The sequence below is a fragment of the Brevundimonas sp. MF30-B genome (assembly GCF_004683885.1).
GTDB lineage: Bacteria > Pseudomonadota > Alphaproteobacteria > Caulobacterales > Caulobacteraceae > Brevundimonas.
Genome location: NZ_CP038440.1, coordinates 1,895,014 through 1,907,928, shown reverse-complemented (window position 1 = coordinate 1,907,928; position 12,915 = coordinate 1,895,014). Strand labels below are relative to the sequence as shown.

The 12,915-nt window shown below is 68.1% G+C and carries 14 protein-coding genes, 1 tRNA gene and 1 pseudogene; 6 read left to right on the top strand and 10 right to left on the bottom strand.

The genetic code is table 11. The annotated features are described in order from the left end of the window. The first annotated feature begins 14 nt into the window (after window positions 1–14). Window positions 15–1,844, top strand: a complete 1,830-nt coding sequence (locus E4M01_RS09670; RefSeq protein ID WP_135063028.1) for a PPC domain-containing protein — start codon at window positions 15–17, stop codon at window positions 1,842–1,844. 6 nt (window positions 1,845–1,850) lie between these two features. On the opposite strand, the gene E4M01_RS09665 is transcribed toward E4M01_RS09670, so the two are convergent. Together E4M01_RS09665 and E4M01_RS09660 are read right to left on the bottom strand one after the other, a co-directional pair. After that, on the bottom strand, window positions 1,851–2,690 hold the full coding sequence (locus E4M01_RS09665; RefSeq protein ID WP_135063030.1) for an aldo/keto reductase: 840 nt from the start codon (window positions 2,688–2,690) through the stop codon (window positions 1,851–1,853). A 155-nt stretch (window positions 2,691–2,845) separates the two neighbouring features. Further along, window positions 2,846–2,921: transfer RNA gene (locus E4M01_RS09660), tRNA-Lys, on the bottom strand. 124 nt (window positions 2,922–3,045) lie between these two features. On the opposite strand from E4M01_RS09660, the gene E4M01_RS09655 reads away from it, so the two are divergent. Then, window positions 3,046–3,399 (top strand): Hpt domain-containing protein, encoded by a 354-nt coding sequence (locus E4M01_RS09655; protein WP_135063032.1) that lies wholly within the window; start codon window positions 3,046–3,048, stop codon window positions 3,397–3,399. Between the two features lie 56 nt (window positions 3,400–3,455). Here E4M01_RS09655 and E4M01_RS09650 read toward each other — a convergent pair whose 3' ends face one another. Together E4M01_RS09650 and fdxA are read right to left on the bottom strand one after the other, a co-directional pair. Beyond that, entirely contained in the window at window positions 3,456–3,989 is a 534-nt protein-coding gene (locus tag E4M01_RS09650) for a CarD family transcriptional regulator (protein WP_135063034.1), read from the bottom strand. A 295-nt stretch (window positions 3,990–4,284) separates the two neighbouring features. Continuing rightward, window positions 4,285–4,626, bottom strand: coding sequence for a ferredoxin FdxA (fdxA, locus tag E4M01_RS09645; protein WP_135063036.1), 342 nt, complete (start codon window positions 4,624–4,626; stop codon window positions 4,285–4,287). A gap of 138 nt (window positions 4,627–4,764) precedes the next feature. Between fdxA and E4M01_RS09640 the strand changes: the two genes are divergently transcribed. Beyond that, on the top strand, window positions 4,765–5,391 hold the full coding sequence (locus tag E4M01_RS09640) for a YceI family protein (protein ID WP_135063038.1): 627 nt from the start codon (window positions 4,765–4,767) through the stop codon (window positions 5,389–5,391). 62 nt (window positions 5,392–5,453) lie between these two features. Then, complete coding sequence (locus E4M01_RS14690) at window positions 5,454–5,630, top strand: hypothetical protein (RefSeq protein WP_371682927.1); 177 nt, start codon at window positions 5,454–5,456, stop codon at window positions 5,628–5,630. Between the two features lie 3 nt (window positions 5,631–5,633). On the opposite strand, the pseudogene E4M01_RS14685 reads toward E4M01_RS14690, so the two are convergent. The 4 genes and pseudogenes from E4M01_RS14685 to E4M01_RS09620 all read right to left on the bottom strand — a co-directional run. Then, a pseudogene (locus tag E4M01_RS14685) lies at window positions 5,634–5,726 on the bottom strand (hypothetical protein); the annotation flags it as partial. After that, window positions 5,716–6,645 carry a pentapeptide repeat-containing protein gene (locus tag E4M01_RS09630; RefSeq protein WP_135063042.1) on the bottom strand — a complete coding sequence of 310 codons (930 nt, stop codon included), beginning with the start codon at window positions 6,643–6,645 and terminating at the stop codon, window positions 5,716–5,718. The pseudogene E4M01_RS14685 and the gene E4M01_RS09630, both read right to left, overlap by 11 nt. Before the next feature lie 65 nt (window positions 6,646–6,710). Continuing rightward, window positions 6,711–7,205 (bottom strand): pentapeptide repeat-containing protein, encoded by a 495-nt coding sequence (locus E4M01_RS09625; protein ID WP_135063044.1) that lies wholly within the window; start codon window positions 7,203–7,205, stop codon window positions 6,711–6,713. A 50-nt stretch (window positions 7,206–7,255) separates the two neighbouring features. After that, a complete protein-coding gene (locus E4M01_RS09620) occupies window positions 7,256–9,598 on the bottom strand; it encodes a TSCPD domain-containing protein (protein WP_135063046.1) in 2,343 nt (780 codons plus the stop codon). Window positions 9,599–9,835: 237 nt separating this feature from the next. On the opposite strand from E4M01_RS09620, the gene E4M01_RS09615 reads away from it, so the two are divergent. Both E4M01_RS09615 and E4M01_RS09610 read left to right on the top strand, forming a co-directional pair. Further along, complete coding sequence (locus E4M01_RS09615) at window positions 9,836–10,231, top strand: NADH:ubiquinone oxidoreductase subunit NDUFA12 (protein ID WP_135063048.1); 396 nt, start codon at window positions 9,836–9,838, stop codon at window positions 10,229–10,231. Next, complete coding sequence (locus tag E4M01_RS09610) at window positions 10,228–10,899, top strand: DUF2155 domain-containing protein (protein ID WP_135063050.1); 672 nt, start codon at window positions 10,228–10,230, stop codon at window positions 10,897–10,899. Before E4M01_RS09615 ends, E4M01_RS09610 begins: the two co-directional genes overlap by 4 nt. Here E4M01_RS09610 and aat read toward each other — a convergent pair. Continuing rightward, the gene (gene aat / locus E4M01_RS09605; RefSeq protein WP_135063591.1) at window positions 10,866–11,561 is read right to left on the bottom strand and encodes a leucyl/phenylalanyl-tRNA--protein transferase; all 696 of its coding nucleotides are present in this window, start codon (window positions 11,559–11,561) and stop codon (window positions 10,866–10,868) included. The genes E4M01_RS09610 and aat overlap by 34 nt on opposite strands. Beyond that, complete coding sequence (accC, locus tag E4M01_RS09600) at window positions 11,558–12,910, bottom strand: acetyl-CoA carboxylase biotin carboxylase subunit (RefSeq protein ID WP_135063052.1); 1,353 nt, start codon at window positions 12,908–12,910, stop codon at window positions 11,558–11,560. The genes aat and accC overlap by 4 nt, the downstream gene beginning before the upstream one ends. Window positions 12,911–12,915 lie beyond the last annotated feature (5 nt).

Sequence of the window (12,915 nt, the reverse complement as noted above, 5' to 3'; positions counted from 1 at the left end):
TCAGGGACCCCTCCATGCGCAATCGCTATCTGGCCGCCGCGTCCGTCTGCGCCGTGTTGAGCCTGCTGGCCCCCTCCGTCACTGCGCAAACGACGCAGCCCCTGGAGCTAGGACGGGCGGTCGAGGGCTCTCTGAGCGAGGCCGACGCGTCGGCCGGGGCCGGGATACGCGCGGACTATCGCCTGAGGCTGCGCGCCGGTCAGCGGATCGAGGCCGTTCTGCGGTCAGATGCCTTCGACGCTTGGCTAGGGATCTATGAAGACGCCGCCGACGAGCCCTTGGCCAGCGACGACGACGGTCTGGGGCAGGGGACAGACGCCCGCTTGCGCTTCGCGGCGCCGCGTGACGGCGTCTACGTCCTGCGCGCGCAGAGCCTGGGCGGGGATGAGACGGGGGAATACGTCCTGTCGGTGTCGGAACGAGCAGCGCCGCCGAGGGCCGGAAGGCCGCAGGGCGTACGCGTGGGTTCAGAGACCCAGGGGCGTCTAGACGCGACTGCGCCCGAGGACGAGGAGGGTCGGGCGTATCGAGATTTTTCGCTTCGGCTGAGCCGCGATCAGCGGGTGTCGCTTCGCCTGAACAGCACGGATTTCGACCCGATGGTGCGCATCGGCCGCCTGAGCCGGGGCGGGTTCGACGAACTGGCCGCCAATGACGATGGCGACGACGGGCTTAACGCCTTCCTGGTCTTCACGGCTCCGGAGCGGGGCGACTACGTGATCCGAGCCACCTCGTTCGCCGGGGATGGTGACGGGACGTTCACCCTGCTCATCGGCGACGGACCCATGCGCGGTGACGTGCGCGGGATCGCCGTGGGCCAACCTGCGGAAGGGCGGCTGGGAGACAGCAGTCCGGTCAACGACGCCGGGCAGCGCGCCGACGCATTTCGCTTCGACGGACGTGAGGGCCAGCGGGTACGGATGACCCTGACCTCGGGGGACTTCGACGCCTATCTGGAGCTGTTCCACGAGCTGGCGGATGGTTCGCGTGAATCTCTTGGGTCGGATGACGACGGCTTGGGCGAGGGCACGGACGCTCGGCTGATTCGCGAACTGCCGGCCGACGGGAGCTATGTGGTGGAGGCGCGCGCCTTCGGCGGAGGAGGCGAGGGGGCCTACCGCCTTTCGCTCGACGAACTGCCGCCGCCTCCGAAACCTGAGCCCCTAGCTTTCGGGCAGACCGTGCAGGGGGAGGTGAGCGAGGATGGCTCGGTTGATGACAATGGGCGCCCCTTTGCGGCCTATCGCTTTTCGGCAGCGCAGGGCCAGCGCATACGCGCGATCATGCGATCCGGGGATTTCGACGCCTATCTGGAATTGGGAGAGGCGGTAGAACCCTTCGTCGCTTCGGCCAGCGATGACGACGGTCTTGGCGAAGGCACAGACGCGCAGCTCAGCTATACAGCGCCGGCGACGGGTGACTACATCATCCGGGCCATGCCGCTGGGGGCGGGGTCGTCAGGGCTGTTTTCACTGGAACTGATCGACCGCGGGCCGCAGCCCGCGGCGGGGAGCCTGTTGATCGGATCGACCGTTCGCGCCGTGTTGGATGACGACGACACGCTGACTGAAGACGGCGCGCTGGCCGACATGTACAGAATTCAGGGGAAGGCGGGCGACAAGCTGCGCCTGACCATGGTGTCGAATGCGTTCGACGCCTTCGTTGAGATCGGCCGCGAAGCCGAGCCGTTTCGGCGCCTCGCGTTCGATGACGATGGTCTGTCGGACACCCACGCCCGGCTGGATTGGACGGCCCCAGAAGACGGAGTCTATGTCGTCCGCGCCCGAAGCTATGGCCCAGCCCAGACCGGGCCGTATGCTTTGACGATCGAACGCCAGCCCTGAGCCGGCCTAGTCGGCGTCCCAGCGAAATGCGGGGTCCAGCCAATCGCCGATGCGGCCGTCGGGTCGCGCCAGGGCGTGGATGCGGGCCATCTCGTCCTCGGTCAGATTGAAATCGAAGATGTCGAAATTCTCGCGTGCCCGAATCTCTTTGGTCGTCCGCGGGATGGCGATGACATCCTGCTGAATCAGCCAGCGCAGGGCGACTTGTCCAGGTGTCTTGCCGTGGGCTTCGGCGATGTCGCGGAGGGCCGGGTCGTCGGCCACCCGGCCCTGGGCGAGCGGAGACCAGGCGGTGATGGATGATCCCAGAGCCGAAGCTGTTGCGATCAAGGTCTTCTGCGACAGGAAGGGGTGGTACTCCACCTGGTTGGTCATCAGCGGCGCGTCCGACAGTGCCGCGGCCCGTCGAAACTCGGCCGAAGGAAAGTTCGACAGACCGATATGGCGGGTGAAGCCGCGGCGTCGCGCATCGTTGAGAGCCACGACGGTCTCCGCCAGCGGCGGGCGGGCCTTGGGCCAGTGCAGCAGCAACAGGTCGGGCGTGAGGCCCAGCCGACCGGCGCTCTCTTCCGCCTGCCTCTGCAGATCGCCGTTGCGGAAATTGTCCACCCAGATCTTGGTGGTGACGAACAACTCGTCACGCGCGACGCCGGAGTCGGCGATGCCCTGACCCACTGCGGCCTCGTTGTGGTAGATGAAGGCCGTGTCGATGTGGCGATAGCCGATCGCGATGGCCTCCGCGACCATCCTGCGGGCGTCTTCAGGCTCGAGCTGCCAAGTCCCGAAGCCCAGAAGCGGAATTTCGGTCCCGGATGCGGTGTTGCGTGCTGGCTCCTGCGCCGACATGGCCTTGCTCCTTTAGCGATCGTGGGGCGGGGAACATGGGGTGTGTCGCAATCGACGCTAGTGGCCCACGGCTCATCAACGCATTGGGGATCGGCCGATGATCGACATCTGCACGGGTTGCCAGCGAGCGACGCGCAGGCGCGCCGATACGACGATGGTGGGTGATGTAGGGTTCGAACCTACGACCCGCTGATTAAGAGTCAGCTGCTCTACCAACTGAGCTAATCACCCGGACCGATCGTCTGGCTTCGGCGCTTGGCCGAAGGGGGCTGCATTTAGAGGCTTGCGCTGCGGGGCGCAAGCCGTTTCTGAAGGATCTGCCGTCCGACAGGGCGGCGCCGAGGGGGAGGGCGCCATGGCTCTGCGAGACCTGACTGGGGCAGTGGATTTCAACGTCCTTGAAGCGACGACAGGCGGCGACGACGCCGTGTCGGAGGAGGTGCTGGACCTGTTCGTCGAACAGGCGGCGCTTTGGTCGCGGCTGCTGCGCCCGGAGATCGAGGGGTGGCGGGACGCCGTACATACGTTGAAGGGCACGGCGGGGGGCGTGGGAGCGCGCCGCCTGGCCCTGCTGTGCGCCGAAGCGGAATCGGCCCCATCGACCATGGCGCCGGCGGCGCTTGATCGCGTACAGGGGGCGCTGGACGAGGTGCTGGCCGACATTGCCGCCTATCGCCACGGCTTGGCGCTGCGCGGCCTCAGGTCATGAAACAAGAAAGGCCCGGGCGGACCCGGGCCTTTCCAGAAGTCTGAGGCTTCAGCCGATCAGGCGGCTTCGGCGGCCGGTACGATCGGTTTCTTGGCGCTGAGCGACTTGGCCAGCAGTTCGACAGCCGCGTCCTTGTCGATCTTATTGGCGGCGGCGACTTCGCGCGCCATGCGGTCCAGCGCCGATTCATACAGCTGGCGCTCGGAGTAGGACTGTTCCGGCTGGGTGTCGGCGCGGTGCAGGTCGCGGACCACTTCGGCGATCGAGATCAGGTCGCCCGAGTTGATCTTGGCTTCGTACTCCTGGGCGCGGCGCGACCACATGGTGCGCTTGACGCGGGCGCGACCCTTCAGCGTGGTCAGGGCGCGGGTGACGGTGTCGTCGGCGGCCAGCGAACGCAGGCCGGCCGTCGCGGCCTTCTTGGTCGGAACGCGCAGGGTCATCTTCTCGTGGTCAAAGGTGACCACATAGACTTCCAGGCTCATGCCCGCGACTTCCTGCGTCTCGACGGCGGCGACCTTGCCGACGCCGTGGGCGGGATAGACGACGGCGTCGCCGACCTTGAACTCCAGACCGCTTTTGTTCGTCATGTCAGTCCTTTCCCGGCAACAGGGAAGGGCGAGGCGAAGGCGCAGGGACAACAGATCGTCCGATCCGGCGAGGGTCTCGTCGGGGCGGATGAACTCACTTGTCGAAGCGGAAACGGATCACCAAACCTCTGGCCGACCCCGCCTGCTATGGACGGGATTCATTCGCAAACGCGGGCGGCGCGAGGAATTCGCTTACCGCCCGACCCAATGACAGTAACCTATCACAAAATGCGCGAATTTCAAAACATCCACAGCGCGGGACACGCGCCGCGGCGAATCCCCGTGCCGAAAGCGGTCAGGATCCCTTCCCGGGCTTGGGGCTGAAATACTTCTCGAACTTGCCGGTTTCGCGCTCGTACTGCTCGCGGTCGGCCGGCGGCGTGCCCTTGACCGTGATGTTGGGCCAGGCCTTGGCGTACTCGGCGTTGATCTGCAACCACTTGCCGTCCGGCTCGTCCTCGGTGTCGGGCACGATGGCGTCGACCGGGCACTCCGGTTCGCACACGCCGCAGTCGATGCATTCGTCAGGCGCGATGACCAGGAAGTTCTCGCCCTCGTAGAAGCAGTCCACCGGACAGACCTCGACGCAGTCCATGAACTTACATTTCACGCAGGCGTCGGTGACGATGTAGGTCATGGGCGAGGGGCGCGCGGCGTCAGGTTGGGAGAGGCCGGGGACATGGCCGCCGCCCGCCGGCATGTCAACACCGGCTTGACGGCAGACGTACTAATCCGCATCAATGGCGATTACAGATCGTCCTTTCGGAGACCGCTGATGAAGACCCTGTTCAAACCCCTGCTGGCTGGCGCGGCCGCCCTCAGTCTGCTGGCGTCCGGCGGCGTCGTGGCGCAGTCGGCCAACACCAAGAACCCCGCCGAGGTGCGCGCTGGCGCCTATGCGCTGGACTCCGAGCACGGCAAGATCACCTGGAAGGTCGATCATCTGGGGTTCTCGACCTACATTGGCCAGTTCGTGAACGTGCAGGCTGAGCTGACCATCGACCCGGCCAACCCCTCGGCCGGCACGTTGACGGCGACGATCCCGCTGACCGATGTGGCGTCCAACTCGGACGGGTTGGATCGCCACCTGCAGACGGCGGACTTCTTCGACACGGCCAACCGTCCGACCGCCACCTTCCGTTCGACCCGCATCGAGATCGACAGCGAGGATCCAACCGAAGCCGACGTCTATGGCGAACTGACCCTGCGCGGCGTGACGCGGCCGGTGAAGATGGAAGTGCAGTTCAACCAGGCCGGCCCCGCCATGGGCGGCGGCTACAAGATCGGCTTCGACGGGGAGGCGACGGTCAAGCGTTCCGAGTTCGGCATCAACTACGCTCTTCCGGCCATCGGCGACGAGGTGAAGCTGCATCTTGAAGGCGAGTTCGTCCTCAAGACCTAGGGGCGTCCAGCAGGCGGTCTGGCCTCAGGTTCGTCAAGAAGCTGGTAAAGGGCGCGGGCCTCTTGCGGAGGGCCGCGCCTTTCTCCCAGACCCGAAATCCGGAGGGCGAGCAGGCGGCCGCCCTGGACGAAGACGAGTTCGTCGTCGACGTGCACAGAGCGGCTTGGTTTGTCGAGGCGGGTCTGGACGCCGTTATGGGTGAGCCGCACGGCGCCCCGCTCAACCATGGCGGCCGCTAAGGTCCGGGTCTTGGCGAAGCGTGCGCGCCATAGCCAGACGTCGACGCGGCAGGCGATCGCGGGGCGGGGAGGCTTCAAACCGGCGTCAATGGCCATCCGCCAACGCGAAGCGTCGTACACGAGGCGGCGCCGGCGGCGCCGGCGGCGCAGGAGGCGGGGGCGGCGTTGCGCGGATGATTCGAACACTGGCGCCGCTGCAGGCGCGCACGGTCAGGCCGCCAGGCAGGCGAGTGGTCTGATCCCCGCACGCCCGACCGATCTGGTCTTGGGTCAGTCCTCGGGCGCGTGTCAGATCCGTGCCCCGGATATCGGTGCGGTTCATCTGGGCGCCGGTGAAGTCCGCCCGGGTGAAGGTGCCGCCGGTCAGGCGCGCGCTGTTCAGTTCCGACCCCCGGAAGCTGACGCTGGTGAAGTCGCCGTTCGATAGATTGGCGGCGTTGATCTCGGATTGGGAAAGGTCGGCCCGCGCGGCCCGAACATTGGCGAGCGTCGCCCCCATCAGTTCAGAACCTCGCAGATTGGCGTTGTTCAGCTCCGCCCCGTTGAAGTTCGCCCCCATCAACTCGGATCCCGACAGATTGGCATTGCCCATCCGGGCGCGCACGAAGCGCGATCCCTGAGCTTCCACGCCTGACAGATTGGCGTTGGTGAAGTCGGCGTCCGAGAAGTTGGCCCCGGTCATCGACACGCCGCGCAGGTCGGCGCGCGTGAAGTCACTGCTGGAGAAGTTGGAGCCCATCAGTTCCGCGCCGCGCAGATTGGCGCCAACCAGGGTCGCATTCAGGAAGGAGGCACCGGTGAAGGTGGCGCCCGACAGATTGCGGCCCGACAGCTCGCAGGCGGTGCAGGAGCCGCCCAGCGACACCATCCGCGCCACCGATTGATCCTGGATCACGATCCGCATTTCGCCGCCCAAGGCTGGCCCGGCTGCCGTCAGCGAAAGGGCGCCCGCGAGCGCCAGGGCGAACGCCGAGGCGGGGGAGAGGCGACGGATGGGGGACGGTTGGGTCTTCATCACGATACTGGTGTGCGACCAACGCCCCGGAAAACCTACTTAAATCGCGGTAAGGTCAGCGGCGCTCAACAGGCCGGAATGCGCATTCCCCGCGGCAACACGGTCGCTTCGTCGCCACAGGCCTGGCTCAGCTGGCCTTGGGTGAGACCGCGCGCAGATCCCAGTTGGGCGCCCGACAGATTGGCGCCCGACAGCCGAGCGCCCGCCAGATTGGCCCCATTCAGATAGGCGCCGACCAGGCTGGCGTTGGTCAGGTCCGCGCCCGACAGGGATGCGCCGGTCAGGACCGCGCCATAGGCCTCGATGTCGCGCATGTCGGTGTTGGACAGGCGCGCGTTGCTGAGCACAGACAGGGAGATATCGGCCTGGCGCAGGCGGGCGCCAGCCAGATTGATCCCGCGCGCCTCCAGGCCTGAAAAGTCTCCCTGGAAAAGGTTGCAGCCGGCGCAAGCGGCGCCGCCTCGGACGCGGGCGATCTGGCCCGCGCTCTGGGCCAGGGCGGGGGCGGCGGCCGACACTACGGTGGCGGCGAGGGTCAGCGCGGCGGCGAGGGTCTTCATGGTGAGCTCCGTTTCACCCCGGGACTAGCAAGAAGCGGGCCGGTCGGCGCCTACAGCCCTTGAAGCCGGGGCGCCGCGCCGCAGGCGTCGCACTCCCACCCGCCGCCGCGCTGCTGCAGGGCGAAGTCGCCGCATTGCGGACAGGCCACGGCGTCCACGACGGGGGCCGGCGTCTCGGCCGTTTCGTCGCGCCGTCCGAAGGGCAAGACGACCAGATTGTCGGGTGCGGCGCCGCGGGCGAATCCCTTGGAGATGAAGCGGGCGGCCGGCACCAGTTCCTCGGCCTTGCCTTGCCCCAGGCCGTCGGCGTCCAGCGGATCCGCGTCGGCGTTGGCCAACTCGGACCGGCCCAGATAGGACACGCCAAGCTCGCGGAAGATGTAGTCCAGGATCGAGGTGGCCGAGCCGATCGAATCGTTGCCGGTGACGCGCCCCGCCGGCTCGAACCGGGTGAAGACAAACGCGTCGACAAACTCGTCCAGCGGCACGCCGTATTGCAGGCCGATGGAGATGGCGATGGCGAAGTTGTTCATCAGGCTGCGGAAGGCGGCGCCCTCCTTGTGCATGTCGATGAAGATCTCGCCGAGCTCGCCTTCCTCGTACTCCCCGGTGTGCAGATAGACCTTGTGGCCGCCGACGGCCGCCTTCTGGATGTAGCCCTTGCGGCGGTCGGGCAGTTTGCGGCGGGCGCGTTCGCGCTCGACCACGCGTTCGATGACTTCGGGCTCGGGCGGCGGGGCGGCCGCTTCGGGGCGAGTCGGTGCGGGCTCGACCAGCTCCAGACGCCAGTTCGACGGAGGCGCGGCGCGAGACAGGGTGAGCACCACCTGACCCTGTTCAAGGGCGGTGGTTAGCGCCTCGGCGGCCGCATCAAGGCCGTCGTTCCAGTTCAGAACGATTTCGGTCGGTTGAACCGCGCCGAGGCCGCGCGCCAAGGCGAGATCCAGCGTCCTGGTCCAGGCCGCCGGAGATGTCAGCGGGCCGGCGAGCGCCTCGGGAGCGTCTGTCCAGGCGGACAGGTCGGCGTGACCGAAGACATAGGCGCGGGCCTCGTTCAACGAGTCAGGCGTCAGATTCAGGCGCGGCAGGATGGGGCCCTGGTCGGGATCAAGGCCCAGCACATCGCGGATGAACCCCTGGTCCAGCACGGGCGGGGCGAAGGCGTCCTCGAGCTGGTCGACAGCGGCCAGGGCCGTCTCGACGGCCGACAGCTCCAGGTCGGTGAACCCGCAGGTGCGCAGCGCATCGTGATCTACGCCGGGGGCGCCTGCCAGGGTGCGCCGCCCGAACAGATGACGCTCCGCCGCCTCTAGATCGGCGCCGGTATGGTTGAGGGCGCGGGCTACGGAAGGCCGCAGGCGCCACACGATCTCGTCGTCGGCGGTCTGAAACGCGTCGCGCAGGCTGAAGGCCGCCAAGCCGAGGCGCAGGGCGGTCTCTGCATCCTGGCCCGGCGCGGCGGCTATGCCGTCGGCCTTCAGCGCTTCGCCCAGAGCCTGGGCCGCCTCGGCGGCGGGCTCGGGCTGAGCCAGGGCCCAATCGGCAAGGCCGTAAAGCGCCAGGGTCGATCCGCCTGCGTGGCGGGCAAGGTCGCTCAGCCGCGCCGCCGTGTCCGGGGCCGACAAGCTTGCCAGAAGGGGCAGGGCGACGGCGACCGCGCCTTGAGCGGGGTTGGCCAGGGCCTGGGCGATCGCCGTGTCCGACGTCAGCACCGCGCCGCTGTCGAGCAGGAGCGCGGGCAGGGCGGCCGAGGTCGCCTCATCTAGATCGGCCGCGAGCACGACGATCGGCGCGCGAGGCGCCACGGGCGAAATCAGAGCTGAGCGCTCGCCCAGGGCTGCGCGCCGGATGTCCAGATCGGATGCGCCGCAACGCCGAGCGGCGAGTGCGGCGCGCATCAGGGCCGGATTGCGGGCCGGGTCGGCGCAGTCGCCGGGCGCGCCCTCGCAGCGGTCGACCGCATCCGTCACCGCTTCGAGCGCCCGCTGTAGAGCGGCGAGCGCACCCTGAGCGCGCCTTTCCGCGGCGATCTCGGCCGCGCGAATTCGGAAACGCGCCGCTCCGTCCGGACGTGAGACGTCCAGCAGGACAGGCGTTGGCTGAGTCTGGGCCTCGGGCGCGATCAAACCGGCGCGGACGGCGGCGACCAGGGCGTCGGCCTGGACGCCCTTCGCCAGTGTCGCGGCCCAGGCAGCCGGAGCGCCGCCCAGCAGGCGGTCGGTCCGATCGGTCGGCAGCTCGTGCGCCTCGGCCCAGTCCAGCCAGGCATCGATGCGCGCCTGGGTCCAGTCGGCCGGGACGCGAAGGCGGGCGACCCCGCTGGGGCGTTCGATCTCGCGCGATTCCAACGGCGAGCGTGAGCGCGGCGTCTCGGCGCGGGCGGTCGGCGGCATGTGCGGCTCCCCTGCAACTCTGGGCGAAGATCGCGGCCAAGCCTAGGAGCGGAGCCGACCGCGCGCCATACATTTAGACGAGGGAACCGGGGTTACCCCCAAGATGTTGATGTCGACTGATCGCCGCTTTTGCGAGACAGCCGTCGCCTTGATGGTGGACGCACGCCGCCGAGGTTTCTATGATCGGCTGCGTCGCCGGACCCCGCCGCGCGGCGGATTTCGCGTGGATTGAACGACGTGCTCAGCAAGATCTTCACCTGGTGGAACGGCGCCACGATCGGCACTCTGTTCACGATCGCCAAGCGCGGCTCCCTGGTGGGGACCGACGAGTTCGGCAACCGCTATTACGAGTCGCGCGACACCGTCAGCTATGACGGCCGCAAGCGCCGCTGGGTGATCTACGAAGGCTACGCCGACGCGTCGAAGGTGTCGCCCGATTGGCACGGCTGGCTGCATTACACCTTCGACCTGCCGCCGACCGAAGAGCCTCTGCCGCGTCGTGCATGGGAGAAGGACTATCTGCCCAACCTGACCGGCACGCCGATGGCCTGGCGGCCTAGCGGGTCGCTCGCCGCGGAGGGGCGCCGCCCGGCCGCGACGGGCGACTATCAGGCCTGGACGCCGGGCGAATGAGACGCGCCGCCGCCCTGATCGCGGCGACCGGCTTGCTGGCCGCGGGCGCTGCGGGGGCCAACGCCCTGTTGGATCAGCCCCAGGACGCCCGCCCGGTCCAGGACCCGGTCGGCGACCTGCTGCGCGACACCAGCCGCGCGCCCCTGCAGAACCCGAACCAAACGCCGCCGCCGCCCGCCGGGGCGCCAGTCGAGGCGGCGCCCGAGGCGGCGCCGGCTCCGGCCGCACCCATCGTTATCGCCGCGCCTCCCGTCGAGATCGCGGCCGCGCCCGAGGTCGAGGAGGGGCCCGAGGAAGAGGCGGCCCCCGCCGCGGCGCGTCCCGTCGAGCAACCGGCGACGCCGGGCCCGCGCCAACGTCGCCGCGTGGCCATCGTCCAGGCGATCGACAAGGTCACGGCCGAGACGATGAAGTTCGAGGTCGAGGTTGGCGGTCGTCCGGTGCGCTTCAAGAACGCGCTGATCTTCAGCGCCCGCGCGTGCGAGGTGTCTGGGCCTGACGAGGCCCTGGAAGACGCGGTCGCCTATCTGGACGTCTCGGTCCAGCCGCGCGCGCAGGGCTCGGAGGCGCGTCAGATATTCCGGGGCTGGATGTTCGCCTCGGCCCCGGCAGTCAGCGGGCTTCAGCATCCGCTCTATGACGCCTGGGTCGTGGGCTGCAAGGCGTAGGCGACCGCTTCGGCTCCCGATATCGGGGCGCCCAGCACGGCCATGTCGGGCTTGACCGCGAGGGCTGGCTTCAATCGGCGCAGATAGGCGGCCTGGGGCGTTTCGATTGCGCCGAACTGGCTCAAGTGATCCGTCAGGAACTGGGCGTCCAGCAAGACGAATCCGGCCTGGCGCAGGCGCGCGACCAGATGCACCAAGGCCACCTTTGAGGCGTCGCGGGCCCGGCTGAACATGCTCTCGCCGAAGAAGGCCCCGCCCAGGGTCACGCCATACAGGCCGCCGACGAGAGCCTCGTCCCGCCAGCATTCCAGACTGTGCGCGTCGCCGCGCGCGTGGAGGTGGAGATAGAGGCCGCGGATCGGGGCATTGATCCAGGTTTCCTCGCGATCCTTTCCGGGGGCGGCGCAGGCGTCCAGCACGGCGGCGAAGGCGGTGTTCAGCCGGACATCGAACGGTTCAGCGCGAACTGTGCGGCGCAGACGCGAGGGAATGTGGAAGGCGTCGAGCGGAATGACGCCGCGCTGGTCTGGCTCGACCAGAAACACGCGGTCGTCGTCGCGCGCCTCCGCCATGGGAAAAACACCGCGAGCGTAGCAGCGCAGGAGTTCGTCCGGGCCGAAGCCTTCGGGCGGACCGCCTGCGCTGAAATCCGGCTCGGTCAGGCCTCGCCCTTTTGACGTTTCGCCCACTTTTCGAGCCAGTGGATGTCGTAATCGCCGGACAGGATGTCGGGCTCGGCCAGCAGCTTCTGGAACAGCGGGATAGTTGTGTCGACGCCGCCGACGACCATTTCGCCCAGCGAACGGCGCAGGCGCGCGATGCACTCCTCGCGGTCGCGGCCGTGGACGATCAGCTTGCCGATCAGGCTGTCGTAGTAGGGCGGGATCGAATAGCCGGCGTAGATGGCGCTATCCAGCCGCACGCCCAGGCCGCCCGGGGCGTGGAAGTCGGTGATGGTGCCGGGCGAGGGGGTGAAGGTCTCGGCGTTCTCGGCGTTGATGCGGCATTCGATGGCGTGGCCTTCGAAATGCACGTCGTCCTGGGTGAAGCTGAGCGGCAGACCGGCCGCGATGCGGATCTGTTCGCGCACCAGGTCGACGCCGGTGATCATTTCCGTAACCGGATGCTCGACTTGCAGGCGGGTGTTCATCTCGATGAAGAAGAACTCGCCGTCCTCCCACAGGAACTCGATGGTGCCCACGCCCAGATAGCCGATGGCGGCGATGGCCTTGTTGACCGTCTCGCCGATCTGCTTGCGGCCCTCGGCGGACAGGGCGGGCGAGGGGGCCTCTTCCAGCACCTTCTGGTGGCGGCGCTGCAGCGAGCAGTCGCGCTCGCCCAGGTGCACGACGTTGCCGTGGCTGTCGGCGATGACCTGGATTTCGATGTGGCGCGGCTTCTGGAGATAGCGCTCCATGTAGACGGCGCCGTTGCCGAAGGCGGCCTTGGCCTCGGTCTGAGCAGTCTGGACGGCTTCGACCAGATCGTCGGGCGTCAGGGCGACCTTCATGCCCCGACCGCCGCCGCCGGCGGCCGCCTTGACGATGAGGGGGAAGCCGATGGACTTGGACGCCTCGATGGCGGCCTCGACCGTTTCGACTTCGCCGTCAGAGCCCGGAACCACTGGAATGCCGGCGTCCTTGACGGTCTGTTTGGCGGTGATCTTGTCGCCCATGACCCGAATGTGGTCCGGCTTGGGACCGATAAAGGTCATGCCGTGCGCCTCGATGATCTCGGCGAAGCGGGCGTTTTCGGACAGGAAGCCGTAGCCGGGGTGGATCGCCTGGGCGCCGGTGATCTCGGCCGCCGCGATGATCGAGGGAATGTTCAGATAGGACTTGGCCGCCGGTGCGGGGCCGATGCAGACGCTTTCGTCGGCCAGGCGCACCCACATGGCGCCGCGGTCGGCTTCCGAGTGCACGGCGACGGTGGAGATGCCCATCTCCTTGCAGGCGCGGTGGATGCGAAGCGCGATCTCGCCGCGGTTGGCGATCAGGACCTTGGTGAACATGACTG